Here is an 18112-nt window from a genome sequence, read left to right as displayed (position 1 = left end):
GCGCTTAGCGCTTTGCGGTGCGCCGGGTTAGGAGCAGACCCGCCCCAGCCAGCAGCGCGATGCCACCACCGATGCCTAGCGGGAGCAGCGAGCCTGCGCCCGTTGTTGCGAGGTTTGGCTTGGGTGAGGTGCCCGGGGTGACCTTTTCGGGCTTGGCCGGGGTGGGCGGTTCGACAGCGGAATTTGCGACTGTGATCGTGAACTGGACGGTCGCGGCGGGGCCGACGTTGTTGCTTGCCGCGATGGTGAACTTGAACTGACCGGCCGCAGTTGGTGTGCCGCTGATCTTGCCGGTCGCGGGGTCGAGCGTGAGTCCCTTGGGTAGGGTACCTGAGCTAACCGCGAAGGTGGGGGCCGGGGTGCCGGTGGCCTTGACCGTGAATGAGTACTTGCTCCCGAGCGTCGCCGCGGGCGGGTTCGCAGAGGTGATTACGGGGGCGATGTCGGCCGGCTTAACCTCGATTGAATAGGAGGGGGAGGTAGCAGAGCCCGCCGAGTTCGTGGCGGTCACGCCAAAGCTGAAGGTCCCTGCGGCCGTGGGGGTGCCGCTGATCTTGCCGGTCGCAGGGTCAAACTGCAGCCCGTCGGGTAGCTTGCCGGTGAGGGCCAACGTGGGGGTCGGGTAACCGGTGGCCTTCACTGTGAATGAGTATTTGCTGCCGAGCGTCGCCGCGGGCGGGTTGCCTGAGGTGATCACCGGGGCGACGCTCTTGGGAGCGACCTGAATTGAGTATGCAGGGGAGGTCGCAGTCCCGGCACTATTTGTGGCGGAGACGCCAAAGCTGAAGCTGCCTGCGGCCGTGGGGGTGCCGCTGATCTTGCCGGTCGCAGGGTCAAACTGTAGCCCGTCGGGTAGCTTGCCGGTAACCGCCATGGTGGGGGTGGGGAAGCCAGATGCGGTCACGGTGAACGAGTACGACGTGCCAACGGTGGCGGCTCCGGGAGGAGCGGCCGAAGTGATCACCGGGGTCTGATCTACCAGCACAGTGTATGGCTCAGTTACCGAGCCGACGCCATTCGTTGCAGTGAGTGAGAACGTCGAGGTGCCTGGAGCGGTGGGGGTTCCGCTGAGGATGCCGGTCGTGCTGTCAAAGCTCAAGCCTGCAGGCAGTTGCCCGGTGGTGGTCAGCTTGGGTTGAGGAAATCCTTCTGCCGTGAAGCTAAGTGACGCGGGGGTGCCAGCGCGCAAGCTGAAGCTTGTCGCTGTGGGGCTGATGGTGGGCGCGGCGAGTACTGCCTGAATCGCAGTGGTCGTCTGGTCTGACATGAGTCGGGCCCCACTCGTATTTGGGTGCATGGCCCCAGGAGTAAGTGAGACGCCGTTAACGACCGTATGCACGTTGTTTGCGCACGGTGAATTTGCGAGGGTGGGCGCGAGCGTTGGCACGAAGGTGGCACCGGCGGCATCCGCCGTTGTTGACATTGCGGTATCGAGCTGCACCTGAATGCCGTGCAAGTAGGCGACGTCAATGCCAGTGAAGGGGAACGTATAGGGGGCGCTAGCGAAGGGGGTGAAGCACCCGGTTGGTGGGACGTGCGTGAGGCCTGGCATTAGGGCGGGGTAGCCCACGACAAAGACTTTTGCGTTGGGTGCGAGTAGTCGAATCTTTGCAAGAGTATCGACCAGTGACGACGTCACGGGGCCCGCGACTGCCGCGGCGAGCGAGTCACTTCCGCCCTGGGTGTAGTGCGATTTGCAGTTGTCTAACGTGGGTGTAAACAACAGTGGGCCGGTTTCGCTGCCGGCTAGGCATTTCTGAATGATGCCGGCGAAACCAAGGTCATTGCCGCCGATCGTGACGGTGACAATGTCAGTGCTGGCGCTCAGGGCATCCAACTGAATCGGGTTTGTGCCATTAGTTGTCACTTGAGGGACGGTAAGGATGTTCGCGGTCGTGGCCCCGCTGCAGGTTACGTCGGTGAGGTCCAGGCCGAGCGCGAGCGCAAGCTGACGGGGGTAGCTCGCGGCAGTCTGCCCGCAACCTGGGATCGTGCCCACGACTGTGCCTAAGTCGAGCCCGACCGCATAGGAATCGCCGAGTGCCACATACTCGGGGGGTGCTGTCGACTGGGGAGCCGCCCAGGCTGCCGTGCCAGCGCCCGCAGCGCCGGGGGCGAACGCGAGCGTTGCGGCAAGTAAGCCGCTGCCCAGAAGTATTAAGCCGCGTTTGCGAATGCTCTTTGAGCCCACTTGTTGTACCAATGCCTGTCTTGTGCCATCTGGTCTCCGCGCTGCATGAATGCGCGCGGGGCGAATCCGAGGTCGCCTGATGGTCTCAGTGTTATTTTAGTCAAAGTCTACTGATCTCGTGGGTGTCGACGTGGTCATTAGTGACTAACTTCCTCCCGCACGGTCAGGTATGGCTGCAGCTAGACGGGCCGAAAGGCGCTAACAGATGTGTCTCGTGCCTCGCTACGCTGACTAGGTCGGGCAACAGTGGCGAAGTCACGAATGGGCGGTCGCACGTTGGCAGAGTTTCCGTGACGCGGAGTGCCGGGTCGCTAGTGAGTATGAGAGAGGTTTCACCATGAACGAGATCAAATGCCCGCACTGCGGCAAAACGTTCACCGTCGACGAGGCCGGCTACGCCGACATCGTGAAGCAGGTGCGCGACAGCGAGTTTGAGCAGCAGCTGCACGAGCGGCTCGAGCTCGCCGCCCAAGACAAGCGCAACGCGCTCGAGCTCGCGGCAGCCCAGGCGGCCAACGAGATGCAGCAGCAGCTCGCCGCGAAAGACGCCGAGAACCAGGCGCTACAGGCCAAGCTCGAGGCCGGCGCAACAGACCAAAAGCTGGCGGTCGCCGAGGCGCTCGGCGCACTCGAAAAGGAGCGCGATGCGCTGCTCAACGAGATAGCCACTGCGAAGCAAGCGCAGCAGACCGCCACCGAGCTCGCCGAGTCCAAGCTCGAGGCCGAGCTGCAGAAGGTCAAGGCGGCAAGCGCGGCAGAGACACAATCTCTCAAAGCGCAGCTCGCATCGATCGAACTGGCCCAGCAGGTTGAACTGACGAAGGCCGTCGGCGCGGTCGAAAAGCAGCGCGACGAGCTCAAAAACAGCCTCGAACGGGCCGCGCTCGAGAAGGAGCTCGCCGAGACGTCCCTGAAAGACAAGTACGAGACACAGCTCAAAGACCGCGACGACGCGATCGAGCGACTGCGCGACATGAAGGCGAAGCTGTCCACCAAGATGGTGGGCGAGACGCTCGAACAGCACTGCGAGATCGAGTTCAACAGGCTGCGGGCCACCGCGTTTCCGCTCGCCTACTTCGAGAAAGACAACGACGCCAGCACCGGCAGCAAGGGCGACTACATTTTCCGCGATCTCGACGCCGCGGGCACCGAGATCGTCTCGATCATGTTCGAGATGAAGAACGAGAACGATACGACAGCCACCAAGAAGAAGAACGAGGACTTCTTCAAGGAGCTCGACAAGGACCGCAATGAGAAGGGCTGCGAGTACGCGATCTTGGTGTCGCTGCTGGAGCCCGAGAATGAGCTCTACAACACCGGCATCGTCGACGTCTCGCACCGCTACCCGAAAATGTTCGTCGTGCGGCCGCAGTTCTTCATTCAGATGATCATGCTGCTGCGCAATGCCGCCATGAGCGCGCTGCAGTACAAGACGGAGCTGGCGCAGGTGAAGGCGCAGAACATCGACATCACCGACTTCGAGGACAACCTCGAGGCGTTTAAGAGCGCGTTCGGTCGTAACTGGCGGCTGGCCTCCGAAGGGTTCGAGGAGGCCGTCAAACGAATCGACGAGTCCATCAAGGACCTCGAGAAGGTCAAGCAGGCGCTCCACAAGTCGGCCAACAACCTGCGGCTCGCAAACGACAAGGCCGACGATCTCACGATCAAGAAACTCACGCGCGGCAACCCGACGATGACCGCGAAGTTCGCCGAGATTGCGGCAGACTCCGCAGGGGAACTGAGCGAATAAGCGGAGGGCGGGCCCGGATCAACGATCCGGGCCCGCCCTCAGCCGGCTACTCCCACTGCATTACTCGCCGAACGCGGCTTCCATGCACCGCATCGCCGCGAGTACCTTCGGAATACCGATGTACGGCATGAGGTGCACGAAGCACTCCGCGACTTCCTCGCGGGTCATACCCGCGACGTCTACCGCGGTCTTGATGTGCCCCGTGAGCTGCGGTTCGGTGCCGCCCATCGCAGCAAGCGCCGCCATGTTGAGCATCTGGCGGTCCCGCAGCTCGAGGCCCTCGCGCTGGTAGGTGCCGCCAAACACGGCTCCCACGACCCAATCGGAGGCGCCTGGCGCATACTGATCGAGCTGATGTTTCCATGCCGCAGCGCCCTCGGGAGACTGCGTCGCCTCGACGAACTTGTTGCCCTTGTCCCTGTTGAAACTCACGATGTCCTTCTCACGTACCTTGGCGATTTGGGGTCCATCCGACGCTAGCAGGGCCGCGATCTCGCCGGTATGGTGCATTGCGATCGAGGGCAGCGCGATCCGGATCATTGCCTTGCGGCTACACGCGCTCACGAGGCTTCGTGAGTAGCTCACCCGCGGCCCACACCGGCCCCGTCACGAACCAGATCGCCGCAATGAGTCCCACCCGGCCAAACCACTTCGCCAGCTCCTCGGTGCGAGCTGGGTCGTTGACGAGCAGCATGATGCCGCCGAGCACCGCGCACGCGATCGCCGCGGCCACGAGCACGCGTACAAACTGACTCCACTCGTAGCGCACTCGTACCGGCCCGGTCTTGGGGACCGAGGCAGGCGCGGGCGCGCCGGCGAAGCGGTGCGCGAAGTGCGCGTCGATGCGCGTGATGATCTGGTGGCCGAACGCGACGGTGAACCCGAGGTAGACCGCGCCGAGCCCGTGCGCGAACTCGGCCGTGGCGCCGTTCGCGAGCAGATCCCACGAGATGAGGGCGAGTAGCAGCACGTCCAGCACGGGTACCGACAGGAGCAGCACACTCGACAGGCGCCGCAGCTGCAGCAGGTAGCGTGCCGCGAGGCCTGCGAACAACACGACCCAGAACCCAATCTCGCACGCGATGATGCCGAAAACAATGATGCTCATGGGCCCAGCCTGCACGGGGAGCGCGCCGCGCACATCGTGCGTCGGGCCAGCCGGTCTCCTCCGAACGGATGAGGGCGTCGGGGTGCCGCATCTGCCAGGATGAGAGCCATGGTCGCGGGCAAATGGGAGCAGCTGAACGCGCACCCGCGCACCCGTGACGCGGTGGTCGCGGGCGTCTGGCTGCTGGTCGGCCTCGCGGCCCTGCAACTCACGGGCATACGTCTGTGGAACGACTTCGCCCTGTTTCGCACCGACGGCACCGTGTACCTGATCGCACTGTTCGCGATCTCCGCCGTCGCCCTCCTGCGCTCAACCCGCCCGTTCCTCGCGCTCGGGCTGGGCGCCTCGATCGCTGCGGTCGATCTCGCGTTCGGCGGCAGCCTCGGCGTCGTGCTGGTGCTCTCCGACCTTGTCTACGCCGCGGTGAAATACGGCAGCGACCGCGGGCTGCGCATCGCCCTGTGGGCCGCGCTCGCCGCCGCAGGCCTCCTCGCCATCGCCCTCCTCGTGGTTTCGCCGCACAGCGCCACGGTGCCGACGGTCGCCGTGCAGTTTGCGCTCATCATCTTCGTGTCGGCGGCCTGGGGTTGGGCGGTGCGCAGCGAGCGGTCGCGCACCCGCGTCGCGCTGATGCAGGCGCACGCCCAGCAGACGAGCGAGATGCGCGAACGCATCGCCCACGATCTCCACGACCTGGTCGCGAACCACATCGCGGTTGCCGGGCTGCACGTCGAGGCTGCGAAGCTGCGGGTCGCGCGAGGGAACGCGGATCCGGATCCCGATCGCCCCGCTGGGCAAGGCGCTGCTCAAGACACTGCTCAGGGCGCTGCCATCGTGGCGAGCTTGGAGCGTGCCAAGCAGGGCACGGACGCCGCGCACCGGGAACTGCGGGCACTCATCGAGGTGCTCACAGCGACCATTGATCTCGACAAAGCCGGCCGTGATGCGCTCGAACACGGGAGCGATGCCGGTCGGAGCCGTTTTGGCGACGGCGGCATGCGGCCGCCCGCGGTCTCCCAAGAAATCGCGGCCGACCTCGAGTCGCTCGGCAGCTTACTCCCCGAGGGGCGCGAGCTCCGTTGGTGCGCCGGATCATTCGAACGGGCCACGTCCCGGCTCGCAGCCAGCTCTGCCGCCACCCAGACCTCAGCGCTGCGGGTGCTCCGCGAACTCGTCGCCAACGCGGCAAAGCACGGTGTGGGCGATATCGAGTTCAGCATCACCGAAGCGCCCGCCGGCGCGCGCTTCGCGATCAGCAACAACACCGAGTCCGGCGGCCCCATCGCGCAGGGCACCCAGTTGGGCTTGCGCAGCGCGGGCATGATGCTGAGCCTGGCGGGCGGCCAACTCGAGAGTGGGCCTTCAGCGAGTGGTGACGCCGCGCACCAGAACACCTGGGTCGCCACCATGACCCTGCCCGGCCAGACGAGCGAAACCAACCCAGGCTTCGAGATCCACAGCAGCACCGCGAACGCAGGGGGACACGCATGACCGACCCGATTCGCATCCTCGTCGCTGACGACCACGAAGCCGTGAGAAGCGGAGTCACCGCCATACTCGGCGCCGATCCCTGCATTGAGGTTGTTGCTGAAGCCGAGAACGGCTTCGCGGCGGTCGTCGCATGCCACGAGCACCGCCCCGATATTGCGTTCATCGACCTCCGCATGCCGGGCACTGATGGAATCTGGGCCACCGAACGCATCACGGCTGAGACCAGCACCCGAGTCATTGTGCTCACCACCTTCGACTCCGACGAACTCGTGATGCAAGCACTCGCTGCCGGCGCTCACGGGTATCTCCTCAAGAGTGTGAGCGGCACCGAGATGCTGCAGAGTATCCGCCACGTCATGGCAGACCGGCGCGTGATCGATCCTGCAATTGCCAGCGGCCTCATCGAACGTGCGTTGACCACGAACCGGCCCGCTCCGGCGGCGAGGGCTACTGGCGCCGCGGCGGCCAGCGCAGCGAGCGCGTTCGCCGCTGCCGACTCCCTCACCTCCCGAGAACGCGAGGTGCTGACCCTCCTGGCACAGGGATTAAGCAATCAGGCAATCGCAGATGTGCTGGGTGTGAGCGTGACAACCGTGAAGACGCACGTTGGGTCGCTCTACGCCAAGAGCGGGGTAGCTTCGCGGGTGCAGCTCGCGGGCCTTGCCTCCATGCTCTGAAGCATCAGCATCGGGCTGGTGTCTGGAGATCTGGGCAGGAGGTTTCGGGGGTACACCTCGGGCCGCTGGGGCTGGGGGCGAGAACCTTCTGGCAAGGACCATTTGAGGGAATTGGCGTAATCATGCCGTTTACCTGCGCGACACGCCACGGATACCGCCCGGGTTTGCCCTCGCCCCGACAACTGCGTAATGTTATCTCTTGTCGCCGCAACGAAGCCGGGCCGCAGGGCGGGCCGGCTACATTAGCTTGCGGTAAACACCACTCGAAAGTGTGGTAGATTAGACAAGTTGTCTTTCGGAAGGCTTTGGCTGGTACGGGGGATGTCTGGTCCTTGAGAACTCAATAGTGTGCACTTGAAATGTCAAATGCCAATTTTATATCCCGTCGCTGGATCCTTGTGGTCTGGTTGATGGCGATTCCTTTTGGACAAATATATATGAACGTCAGTAATGATGTTCGTTTTTGTCAGGTTGAACTCGCACGCTCGTTGCCTTATTCCGGTGATGGGTTGTGCATGTAATTTTTTACGGAGAGTTTGATCCTGGCTCAGGACGAACGCTGGCGGCGTGCTTAACACATGCAAGTCGAACGCTGAAGCCCCAGCTTGCTGGGGTGGATGAGTGGCGAACGGGTGAGTAACACGTGAGTAACCTGCCCATCACTCTGGGATAAGCACTGGAAACGGTGTCTAATACTGGATATGCACAATGGCCGCATGGCCTGTTGTGGGAAAGATTTATCGGTGGTGGATGGACTCGCGGCCTATCAGCTTGTTGGTGAGGTAATGGCTCACCAAGGCGACGACGGGTAGCCGGCCTGAGAGGGTGACCGGCCACACTGGGACTGAGACACGGCCCAGACTCCTACGGGAGGCAGCAGTGGGGAATATTGCACAATGGGCGCAAGCCTGATGCAGCAACGCCGCGTGAGGGATGACGGCCTTCGGGTTGTAAACCTCTTTTAGTAGGGAAGAAGCGCAAGTGACGGTACCTGCAGAAAAAGCACCGGCTAACTACGTGCCAGCAGCCGCGGTAATACGTAGGGTGCAAGCGTTGTCCGGAATTATTGGGCGTAAAGAGCTCGTAGGCGGCTTGTCGCGTCTGCTGTGAAAACCCGAGGCTCAACCTCGGGCTTGCAGTGGGTACGGGCAGGCTAGAGTGCGGTAGGGGAGATTGGAATTCCTGGTGTAGCGGTGGAATGCGCAGATATCAGGAGGAACACCGATGGCGAAGGCAGATCTCTGGGCCGCTACTGACGCTGAGGAGCGAAAGCATGGGGAGCGAACAGGATTAGATACCCTGGTAGTCCATGCCGTAAACGTTGGGAACTAGATGTAGGGCCTGTTCCACGGGTTCTGTGTCGTAGCTAACGCATTAAGTTCCCCGCCTGGGGAGTACGGCCGCAAGGCTAAAACTCAAAGGAATTGACGGGGGCCCGCACAAGCGGCGGAGCATGCGGATTAATTCGATGCAACGCGAAGAACCTTACCAAGGCTTGACATATAGAAGAACGGGCGAGAGATCGTCAACTCTTTGGACACTTCTATACAGGTGGTGCATGGTTGTCGTCAGCTCGTGTCGTGAGATGTTCGGTTAAGTCCGGCAACGAGCGCAACCCTCGTCCTATGTTGCCAGCACGTTATGGTGGGAACTCATGGGATACTGCCGTGGTCAACACGGAGGAAGGTGGGGATGACGTCAAATCATCATGCCCCTTATGTCTTGGGCTTCACGCATGCTACAATGGCCGGTACAATGGGCTGCGATACCGCGAGGTGGAGCGAATCCCAAAAAGCCGGTCTCAGTTCGGATTGGGGTCTGCAACTCGACCCCATGAAGTCGGAGTCGCTAGTAATCGCAGATCAGCAACGCTGCGGTGAATACGTTCCCGGGCCTTGTACACACCGCCCGTCAAGTCATGAAAGTCGGTAACACCCGAAGCCGGTGGCCTAACCCGTAAGGGAGGGAGCTGTCGAAGGTGGGACTGGTGATTAGGACTAAGTCGTAACAAGGTAGCCGTACCGGAAGGTGCGGCTGGATCACCTCCTTTCTAAGGAGCACTCGTGACCTATGGTCGCGCAGATTGCCCAGATTAAGAACGAATGTTTCTTACTGGGTGCTCATGGGTGGAACATTTGACAGTGGAGTGCTGGTGTTGGTTTCTGTGTGAGTACATTGTCCTTTGGGATGGTCGGAAAGCGTGGGGGTTGATGGCAGTGTTTGAGATGGTGCATACTATTGGGTCCTGAAGGCCCAGCCGGCTACATGCTTTCGAGTGTGTGGGTGACTGAGTTTTCGGGCCTGCGCTCACAGCACGTGTTGGTTGTGGGGGTGGGATCGACCGTACGTTGAGAACTACACAGTGGACGCGAGCATCTAACAACAGCTCTTGTGGTTGTTGTTGATACTTTATTTATTTTCATTGGTCGCATCAGCTTGCTGGTGTGATTTTCTGATACTTATGTGATTTCAAATCTTTAAGAGCAAACGGTGGATGCCTTGGCATCTGGAGCCGAAGAAGGACGTAGTAATCTGCGATAAGCCTCGAGGAGCCGATAAACGGGCTGTGATCCGAGGATTTCCGAATGGGGAAACCCCGCCAGGGCGCGTGCGTACCTGGTGACTCCCGCCTGAATATATAGGGCGGGTAGAGGGAACGGGGGGAAGTGAAACATCTCAGTACCCCCAGGAAGAGAAAACAATAGTGATTCCGGTAGTAGTGGCGAGCGAACCCGGAAGAGGCTAAACCGGTCATGTGTGATACCCGGCAGGGGTTGCATGGTCGGGTTGTGGGACATGCCTGAAGATACTGCCGTGTCTTCGACGTGAGAGTGAAGCTATAGGAGAACCGCTTGGAACGGCGGACCGGAGTGGGTGAGAGTCCCGTATCCGAAATGGTTTTACCGCGTGGTGTGTATCCCAAGTAGCACGGGGCCCGAGAAATCCCGTGTGAATCTGTCAGGACCACCTGATAAGCCTAAATACTTCCAGATGACCGATAGCGGACTAGTACCGTGAGGGAAAGGTGAAAAGTACCCCGGGAGGGGAGTGAAATAGTACCTGAAACCGTTTGCTTACAATCCGTCAGAGCCTCCTTGTAGGGGTGATGGCGTGCCTTTTGAAGAATGAGCCTGCGAGTTAGCGATATGTGGCGAGGTTAACCCGTGTGGGGTAGCCGTAGCGAAAGCGAGTCTGAATAGGGCGATTCAGTCGCATGTCCTAGACCCGAAGCGAAGTGATCTATCCATGGCCAGGTTGAAGCGCGTGTAAGAGCGCGTGGAGGACCGAACCCACTTAGGTTGAAAACTGAGGGGATGAGCTGTGGATAGGGGTGAAAGGCCAATCAAACTTCGTGATAGCTGGTTCTCTCCGAAATGCATTTAGGTGCAGCGTTGCGTGTTTCTTACCGGAGGTAGAGCTACTGGATGGCCGATGGGCCCTACAAGGTTACTGACGTCAGCTAAACTCCGAATGCCGGTAAGTGAGAGCGCAGCAGTGAGACTGTGGGGGATAAGCTTCATAGTCGAGAGGGAAACAACCCAGATCACCATCTAAGGTCCCAAAGCGCGTGCTAAGTGGAAAAGGATGTGGAGTTGCTGTGACAACCAGGAGGTTGGCTTAGAAGCAGCCACCCTTGAAAGAGTGCGTAATAGCTCACTGGTCAAGTGATTCCGCGCCGACAATGTAACGGGGCTCAAGCACGCCACCGAAGTTGTGGCATTTAACGTATAGACAAGCCTTCGTGGTTCAGTCCGTTGGATGGGTAGGAGAGCGTCGTGTGGCGAGTGAAGCGGCGGAGTGATCCAGCCGTGGATGCTACACGAGTGAGAATGCAGGCATGAGTAGCGAAAGACGGGTGAGAAACCCGTCCTCCGGAAGACCAAGGGTTCCAGGGTCAAGCTAATCTTCCCTGGGTAAGTCGGGACCTAAGGCGAGGCCGACAGGCGTAGTCGATGGACAACGGGTTGATATTCCCGTACCGGCGGTAAACCGTCAAAGGCCTAACGAGTAGTGCTAAGCAAACCAAGATTCACGTGGATCCTTCGGGTGATGTGTGGGTGGCGGCTGCGAACCCAGACTCGGGTGGTGAGCGTGAGGTGTGACGCAGGAAGGTAGCCTGTGCCGGGCGATGGTTGTCCCGGTGTAAGTGTGTAGGCCGAGTGATAGGCAAATCCGTCACTCATATAGGTTGAGACACGATGCGGACCCGTTTGGGGAAGCAGGTGATCCTATGCTGCCAAGAAAAGCATCGACGCGAGGTTTACTGTTGCCCGTACCCCAAACCGACTCAGGTGGTCAGGTAGAGAATACTCAGGAGATCGAGATAATCATGGTGAAGGAACTCGGCAAAATGCCCCCGTAACTTCGGGAGAAGGGGGGCCATCCACTTATTAGGACTTGCTCCGAAAGGGTGTGGTGGCCGCAGAGACCAGTGGGGAACGACTGTTTACTAAAAACACAGGTCCGTGCTAACACGCAAGTGGACGTATACGGACTGACGCCTGCCCGGTGCTGGAAGGTTAAGAGGAGAGGTTAGACTTCGGTCGAAGCTTTGAATTTAAGCCCCAGTAAACGGCGGTGGTAACTATAACCATCCTAAGGTAGCGAAATTCCTTGTCGGGTAAGTTCCGACCTGCACGAATGGCGTAACGATTCCCCAGCTGTCTCCACCGTGAACTCGGCGAAATTGCAATACGAGTAAAGATGCTCGTTACGCGCAGAAGGACGGAAAGACCCCGTGACCTTTACTACAGCTTGGTATTGGTGTTCGGTGTGGCTTGTGTAGGATAGGTGGGAGACTGTGAAGCTGTGACGCTAGTTATGGTGGAGTCGTTGTTGAAATACCACTCTGGTCATATTGGATATCTAACTATGGACCCTGATCGGGTTCTGGGACAGTGCCTGGTGGGTAGTTTAACTGGGGCGGTTGCCTCCTAAAATGTAACGGAGGCGCCCAAAGGTTCCCTCAACCTGGTTGGCAATCAGGTGGCGAGTGTAAGTGCACAAGGGAGCTTGACTGTGAGACTGACAGGTCGAGCAGGGACGAAAGTCGGGACTAGTGATCCGGCAGTGGCTTGTGGAAGCGCTGTCGCTCAACGGATAAAGGTACCTCGGGGATAACAGGCTGATCTTGCCCAAGAGTCCATATCGACGGCATGGTTTGGCACCTCGATGTCGGCTCGTCGCATCCTGGGGCTGGAGTTGGTCCCAAGGGTTGGGCTGTTCGCCCATTAAAGCGGTACGCGAGCTGGGTTTAGAACGTCGTGAGACAGTTCGGTCCCTATCCTCTGCGCGCGTTGGAAATTTGAGAGGATCTGACCCTAGTACGAGAGGACCGGGTTGGACAGACCTCTGGTGTGCCAGTTGTTCTGCCAAGGGCATGGCTGGTTGGCTACGTTTGGGATGGATAACCGCTGAAAGCATCTAAGCGGGAAGCCGGCCTCAAGATGAGATTTCCGTACACTTTCGAGTGTGTGAGGCTCCCAGTAGATTACTGGGTTGATAGGCCAGATGTGGAAGCATGGTAACGTGTGGAGCTGACTGGTACTAATAAGCCGATGGTTTGATTTCACCCCCACCTTTGGGTTGGGGGATGTAAGTTATAGATTCTGTATGTAACGATGTTCGCGTCTACTTTGTGGTTCCCAACGGACGGCCACACCCAGAAGACTCCTGTACGGGGAGTTGGGGTGGCTGGTGATGTTGATAGAGTTACGGTGGTTATAGCGTCAGGGAAACGCCCGGTCACATTCCGAACCCGGAAGCTAAGACTGACTGCGCCGATGGTACTGCACTCGGGAGGGTGTGGGAGAGTAGGTCACCGCCGGACACCTTTTAGTGGGGGTTGGTTCACAATTGTGAACCAGCCCCCTTTTTTATGCCCAAAACGCGTTGAGCCGAAGGCCGATGCGATCATCCCGGGGCGTAAGATCAACCAAAAGGATGAGGGCTCTGACCTCGGGTTTCTAAGGTTGCCCAGATAGCCTTGAACCCATGACACCGCGCATTCTCTTCCGCACATTCGCTATCGCAGAGGTCTTTACCTGGGCCGGTCTGATCACCGCCATTATTCTGCGCGGCGTTGGCGTGACGGACGCGCTCATGCCCATCGCCGGCGGTCTGCACGGCTTCGTCTTCCTGAGCTACTGCGTCTCCACCGTCTTCGTGTGGGTTAACCAGAAGTGGCGATTTGGCCACGGCACTCTCGGCCTCGTCCTCGCGATCATTCCCTTCGCGACGCTCCCCTTCGAGATCGTCACGGACCGCAAGGGGCTGCTCGACGGCGGCTGGCGACTGGCGCCGGGCGGTGACGCGCCGCAGGGCTTCGTTGAACACGTGCAGGCATGGATCCTGCGCCACCTGCTGCTCTCGGTCATCATCCTGGTTGCGCTCGTGAGCCTCGTGTTCACCGTGCTCCTGATCCTCGGCCCGCCCGTGCCTCGCGGCTAGCCCACAAGTCTTCTCGCCCCGCCCCCGACTGTTGTCGGGGGCGGGGCGTAGTCTTTGGGCATGTGCGGCAGAGTGTTCGTGGACTATGAAGAAATCATGAGCGTCGCGGGTGGCTCCGCGCTCGCCAGCTGGATCAAGAGCGCTCCCACGGGAGCACACTCCAGCTGGAACATCGCACCCACCCAGCAGATCCCGATCGCGGCAACCGACCCGCTGACGGGCGACAAGCACTTCCAAACGGCGTACTGGTCGTTGCTGCCACCGTGGGCGAAGGAACTGAAGCCCAAGTTTCCGACGTTTAACGCCAGGGCAGAGACAGCGGCGACCAAGCCCAGCTTCAAGGCCGCGGTGCAGCACGGTCGCTGCGCCATTCCCGTCACCGGGTTTTACGAGTGGAGCGGCCCCCAGGGTGCCCGCGTGCCTCACGCGATTCATGGGCCGGATCCGGTGCTGACGCTCGCAGGGCTCTACAGCTGGTGGCGGGCCCCCGAGAGCGGGCCAAATGGGGAGTGGCATTTGACGGCCACAATCCTGACCAGCCCGTCAACGGGCAAGATGGCCGAGATTCACGACCGTATGCCGGTGTTCCTTGCCCCCGAGCTCACGGCCGAGTGGCTGGATCCGCTCCCGAACGGCGACCAGCGCCTTATCAATGCCGCGGTTGAGCGCGCCACCACGATCGCTGAGGGTCTGCGCATCCATGCCGTGAGGCCGCTACGCGGCGATGGGCCTGAGTTGCTGGCGCCGGCGTAGCTATTGTTGTGCCGGCTCGGCGCCGTGTGAGTTAGCGGGTACCCCAGCCAAATCGGTGCGTGCGAATCGAGAAGTAGGGAAAGGACTCGATGCGCGCCACGCCGTCGATACTGCGCACGTCACGATTGATTACTCGAAACAGCGCGTCCTGATCCTCGGCGATGACCTCGACCATGAGGTCGAATTGGCCCGCAGTGAAGACGACGTAGATGACCCCGGGGAGCTCGCTCACGGCGTCGGCGACGAGCTCGACGTCTCCCTGCACGACAACCCCGAGCATCGCCATGCTGCGATATCCCAGCCGCAGCGGGTCGGTGACCCCCACCACCTGCACGACGCCTTGATCCTCGAGGCGCATGACGCGCTTGCGCACGCCGCCAGGCGTGAGCTCAACCAGCTCGGCGAGGTCGGCATAGCTCAGTCGACCGTCCTCTTGCAGGGCTGCGATCAGAGCCCGGTCGACGGTATCCAATTCAACGGTGGGTGAGTCGCTCGCGTCCTTATGCATCTACCTATAGTAACGAAACGTCACCACATGTTTTCAAGATGTCATGTACCGTTACTCATAAACGGGTCGAAAGGGAAACATGACTGAGCAGCACAACCAATGGCTCCTCGCGCGTCCGCAGATCGATGCGCAGGTCGCGACAGACATCGCTGCGCGGCAGTTCGGCGTCGCAGGAGAGGCGACCGAACTCGGGAGCCAGCAAGATCGCAACTACCGGATCTCAGGCGACAACGGCCGCCTGTTGCTCAAGTTTGGCCACCCCGACGCCCCCGCAGAAGGCCGCTCGCTGCAGCAGCTCGTTATTGACGCACTCGTGTCTGCTGGCGTTCCCACGCCCCAGCTTGCGCCCCCCACGGGGTCAGGCAATCGCGAAGCGAACGATGCCGGCCAGGTCGCTGATGCCGAACCGCTCACGGCGACCACCGCCGATGGCCAGACGGTCGCCGTGCGCGGCTTCGGCTGGGTCGACGGTGCAGCGCTCGAGGCAGAGCCCGCGACGAGCGGCGCTCGCGCCGAGCAGCTGGGCGTGCTTGCCGGCCGCACCGCAATCGCACTGGCCGCCGCCGGCACACCGCTCGTCGACGCCGCGCAGGCGGCCGCCGCCGTCTCCGCCCCCAGCCAGTGGGAACTCGGCAACGCGCTCGCGGTGACCGAGGGGCTCGTCCACTTTCTCCCCGAGGCGCAGCGTTCCGTCTGCCTCGACGCCGCCCGTGCGGCCGACGCCGCGGTGCGCGCGCTCGCGCAGGAGCTCCCGAGCCAGGTGATCCACGGCGACCTCACCACCGACAACGTCATGCGCGACGCCGACGGCGTGCTGTGGGTCATCGACTTGGGCGACGCCGGAACCTCCTGGCGCGTCGCCGAGCTCGCCGTCACGGCCGCCGACGTGCTCGGCCGCACCGGCAGTATTGCCGCGGTCGCCCGGACCGTGCGCGGCTTCGCCGACGCCGTACGAGCGGCGGGGGCGCCACTCACCGATGCCGAGTGCCAGGCCATTTGGCCGCTCATCGTGCTGCGCGGCACGACGCTCGCGGTGAGCGGTTGGAGCCAGCTCGACATCGATCCCGACAACGATTACGCCCGCGAGCGGATGGAGCACGAGTGGCAGGTGTTCGCCCGCGCCAGTGCGATCGACGAGGCCGACGCGACGGCGCAGTTGCGGCTGGCCGCCGGCCTGCCCCACGAGCCGGGGTTGAACTACTCCCCGCTCCTGGCCGGTGCTGTCACGGTGATCGACCTCGGCGTCGAGAGTGAGCTGCTCGACCGCGGTGCGTGGCTCGACGCCGACACCGAGTCGCGCCTCGCTGTCGAAGCCCTCGCGGCGCCCGGTGCGCTCGCTGCCCAGGGCGCGCAGATCGTCGCCGCCCGCTTCGGCGAGGCGCGGCTCACCCGCGTGCCCGCTCGCGTCAGCGAGCAGGCCGCACCGCGCGCCCGCTGCGTGGAGCTGTGGGCGGCCCCCGGTACCGAGATCCGCGCCCCCTTCGCCGGCACGGTGCGCACTGTCCCGGCGGTCTCGGCAGAGACCACCGAAACCGCCGAGCCGACCGAGCCGACCGAGAGCATCGAGCTCGAGCACGCGGGCGTTGTGCTGCGCATCACGGGGGCCCGGGTCGCCTCCGCTTCGGGCCCGGTGGCCCAGGGCGAGCTGCTCGCCGTGGTGGGCGACGCATCGATCCGGATCACGCGTCGCGTCGCGTGGGCGCAGCCCGAATCGGCGTTCGCAGCCTTTCACAGCGAGTACGAGACCGAGGGCGCGCTCGACCCGAGCCCGCTCCTGGGCCTCGGGGTGGAGCGCGCGGCGGATCCGGAGCTGGAGCGGCTGCATGAGCAGCAGCGCCGCAACCACGCGATGGGTGGGGCTGCTGAGCGGTTCTATGTTGACCCTCCGCGCATCGAGCGTGGGTGGCGCAGCCTGCTCGTCGAGACCCGCGGTCGCGCCTACCTCGACATGGTGAACAACGTGGCCGCGATCGGGCACTCGCACCCCGTGCTCGCCGATCGCGTGGCGCGCCAGCTGCACCTGCTCAACACAAACTCGCGCTTCCTGTACCGCGCGTACGCCGACTTCACCGAAAAGCTGCTGTCGCGTGTGGCCGACCCGACGCTCGACGTCGTGATCCCTGTCAACAGTGGATCCGAGGCGCTCGATCTCGCGATTCGCATGGCGCGCGTGGCGACCGGGCGCGAGGGAATCGTTGCGGCGCGCGAGGGCTACCACGGCTGGACCATGGCGTCCGACGCGGTCAGCACGAGCGCGTTTGATAACCCGCACGCGCTTGATTCGCGCCCCGACTGGGTGCATATTTCCGACGCCCCCAACGCGTACCGCGGCCCGCACCGCGGCGCGGACTCAGGCCCCGCGTACGTCGCCGATCTTGAGGCGCAGCTCGCCGAGCTCGACGCGGCGGGCACGCCCGCTGCCGGGTTCGTGTGCGAGCCCGTGATCGGTAACGCGGGCGGCGTGATTCCGCCCGCGGGCTACCTTGCGGGCGCCTACGACGCGATCCGGGCTCACGGCGGCCTCGCGATCGCCGACGAGGTGCAGGTGGGCTACGGCCGACTCGGGCACGCCTTCTTCGGGCACGAGATGCTCGGCGCGCGTGCCGACATCATCGCCGTCGCGAAGGCCGCGGGTAACGCGTACCCGGTGGGCGCGGTCATCACTAGCCGCGCGGTCGTGGACGCACTCGCCCGCGAGGGGATGTTCTTCTCCTCCGCGGGTGGGGCCCCCGCGAGTGCCATCGCAGCCACCGCCGTGCTCGACGTGATCGAGGACGAGGGCTTGCAGCGCAACGCCCTCGAAGTGGGCGAGTACTTGCAGGAGCGGCTCGCAGAACTCGCAACGAGACACCCGCTCATCGGCACAGTGCACGGCACGGGCCTCTACCAGGGGGTCGAGCTTGTGACCGACCGCAAGACGCTCGAGCCAGCGCGCGACGCTACCGAGTGGGTGTGTGAGCAGATGCTGCACGAGGGCATCATTGTGCAGCCTGCGAGCGAGCGCCAGAACGTGCTCAAGGTAAAGCCACCCATGACGCTCACGCGCGACGAGGCAGGCGACTTCATCGACGCGCTCGACCGCGTGCTCGCGCGGGTGCCCGCCGAACTGCGGTAACGCGCTCTCTCGCAGCTCGCTCAGTGAGCGCCCTGCATGCACGGGGATTGATCCGGATCGCGATCCGGA

General features: G+C 62.3%; 10 protein-coding genes and 3 rRNA genes. 9 read left to right on the top strand and 4 right to left on the bottom strand.

Going from position 1 to position 18112, the window contains the following annotated elements:
* Positions 1-4: 4 nt before the first annotated feature.
* The gene (locus C795_RS16495) at positions 5-2203 is read right to left on the bottom strand and encodes a putative Ig domain-containing protein (protein WP_083879126.1); all 2199 of its coding nucleotides are present in this window, start codon (positions 2201-2203) and stop codon (positions 5-7) included.
* Positions 2204-2528: 325 nt separating this feature from the next.
* Between C795_RS16495 and C795_RS0103935 the strand changes: the two genes are divergently transcribed.
* Positions 2529-3941 carry a DUF2130 domain-containing protein gene (locus tag C795_RS0103935; protein WP_017792456.1) on the top strand — a complete coding sequence of 471 codons (1413 nt, stop codon included), beginning with the start codon at positions 2529-2531 and terminating at the stop codon, positions 3939-3941.
* 60 nt (positions 3942-4001) lie between these two features.
* Here the strand turns inward: C795_RS0103935 and C795_RS0103930 are convergent, their stop codons facing one another.
* Positions 4002-4505, bottom strand: coding sequence for a carboxymuconolactone decarboxylase family protein (locus tag C795_RS0103930; RefSeq protein WP_232225427.1), 504 nt, complete (start codon positions 4503-4505; stop codon positions 4002-4004).
* Positions 4492-5049 (bottom strand): hypothetical protein, encoded by a 558-nt coding sequence (locus C795_RS15125; RefSeq protein WP_198008426.1) that lies wholly within the window; start codon positions 5047-5049, stop codon positions 4492-4494. Before C795_RS15125 ends, C795_RS0103930 begins: the two co-directional genes overlap by 14 nt.
* A gap of 108 nt (positions 5050-5157) precedes the next feature.
* On the opposite strand from C795_RS15125, the gene C795_RS0103920 reads away from it, so the two are divergent.
* The 7 genes from C795_RS0103920 (at position 5158) to C795_RS15115 (ending at position 14420) form a co-directional block, all read left to right on the top strand.
* The gene (locus C795_RS0103920; protein ID WP_017792453.1) at positions 5158-6540 is read left to right on the top strand and encodes a sensor histidine kinase; all 1383 of its coding nucleotides are present in this window, start codon (positions 5158-5160) and stop codon (positions 6538-6540) included.
* On the top strand, positions 6537-7217 hold the full coding sequence (locus C795_RS0103915; protein ID WP_017792452.1) for a response regulator: 681 nt from the start codon (positions 6537-6539) through the stop codon (positions 7215-7217). Before C795_RS0103920 ends, C795_RS0103915 begins: the two co-directional genes overlap by 4 nt.
* A gap of 524 nt (positions 7218-7741) precedes the next feature.
* Positions 7742-9267 (top strand): 16S ribosomal RNA (locus C795_RS15120).
* Positions 9268-9684: 417 nt separating this feature from the next.
* Positions 9685-12788: ribosomal RNA gene (locus C795_RS0103905) — 23S ribosomal RNA — on the top strand.
* A gap of 142 nt (positions 12789-12930) precedes the next feature.
* Positions 12931-13047, top strand: a 5S ribosomal RNA gene (rrf, locus tag C795_RS0103900).
* The 16S, 23S and 5S rRNA genes sit together here, the layout of an rRNA operon.
* Positions 13048-13211: 164 nt before the next feature.
* Positions 13212-13667 (top strand): DUF3817 domain-containing protein, encoded by a 456-nt coding sequence (locus tag C795_RS0103895; protein ID WP_017792451.1) that lies wholly within the window; start codon positions 13212-13214, stop codon positions 13665-13667.
* A 60-nt stretch (positions 13668-13727) separates the two neighbouring features.
* Entirely contained in the window at positions 13728-14420 is a 693-nt protein-coding gene (locus tag C795_RS15115; RefSeq protein ID WP_083879125.1) for an SOS response-associated peptidase, read from the top strand.
* 31 nt (positions 14421-14451) lie between these two features.
* On the opposite strand, the gene C795_RS0103885 is transcribed toward C795_RS15115, so the two are convergent.
* Positions 14452-14928, bottom strand: a complete 477-nt coding sequence (locus tag C795_RS0103885) for an Lrp/AsnC family transcriptional regulator (RefSeq protein WP_017792449.1) — start codon at positions 14926-14928, stop codon at positions 14452-14454.
* Positions 14929-15007: 79 nt separating this feature from the next.
* Here C795_RS0103885 and C795_RS0103880 point away from each other — a divergent pair, with 79 nt between their 5' ends.
* Entirely contained in the window at positions 15008-18043 is a 3036-nt protein-coding gene (locus C795_RS0103880) for an aminotransferase class III-fold pyridoxal phosphate-dependent enzyme (protein WP_017792448.1), read from the top strand.
* The last annotated feature ends 69 nt before the right edge of the window (positions 18044-18112 follow it).

The sequence above is a fragment of the Leucobacter salsicius M1-8 genome (assembly GCF_000350525.1).
Taxonomy (GTDB): domain Bacteria; phylum Actinomycetota; class Actinomycetes; order Actinomycetales; family Microbacteriaceae; genus Leucobacter; species Leucobacter salsicius.
The sequence above is the reverse complement of the archived record's forward strand: the minus strand, read 5'-3'. Positions and strand labels throughout refer to the sequence as shown.

What these genes read in the sequence shown, in the direction of transcription:
- C795_RS0103915 (WP_017792452.1), top strand. Translation starts at nt 6,537, where the DNA reads ATGACCGACCCGATTCGCATCCTCGTCGCTGACGACCACGAAGCCGTG.
- C795_RS0103880 (WP_017792448.1), top strand. Translation starts at nt 15,008, where the DNA reads ATGACTGAGCAGCACAACCAATGGCTCCTCGCGCGTCCGCAGATCGAT.
- C795_RS0103885 (WP_017792449.1), bottom strand. Translation starts at nt 14,928, where the DNA reads ATGCATAAGGACGCGAGCGACTCACCCACCGTTGAATTGGATACCGTC.
- C795_RS15125 (WP_198008426.1), bottom strand. Translation starts at nt 5,049, where the DNA reads ATGAGCATCATTGTTTTCGGCATCATCGCGTGCGAGATTGGGTTCTGG.
- C795_RS0103895 (WP_017792451.1), top strand. Translation starts at nt 13,212, where the DNA reads ATGACACCGCGCATTCTCTTCCGCACATTCGCTATCGCAGAGGTCTTT.
- C795_RS0103920 (WP_017792453.1), top strand. Translation starts at nt 5,158, where the DNA reads ATGGTCGCGGGCAAATGGGAGCAGCTGAACGCGCACCCGCGCACCCGT.
- C795_RS0103935 (WP_017792456.1), top strand. Translation starts at nt 2,529, where the DNA reads ATGAACGAGATCAAATGCCCGCACTGCGGCAAAACGTTCACCGTCGAC.
- C795_RS15115 (WP_083879125.1), top strand. Translation starts at nt 13,728, where the DNA reads ATGTGCGGCAGAGTGTTCGTGGACTATGAAGAAATCATGAGCGTCGCG.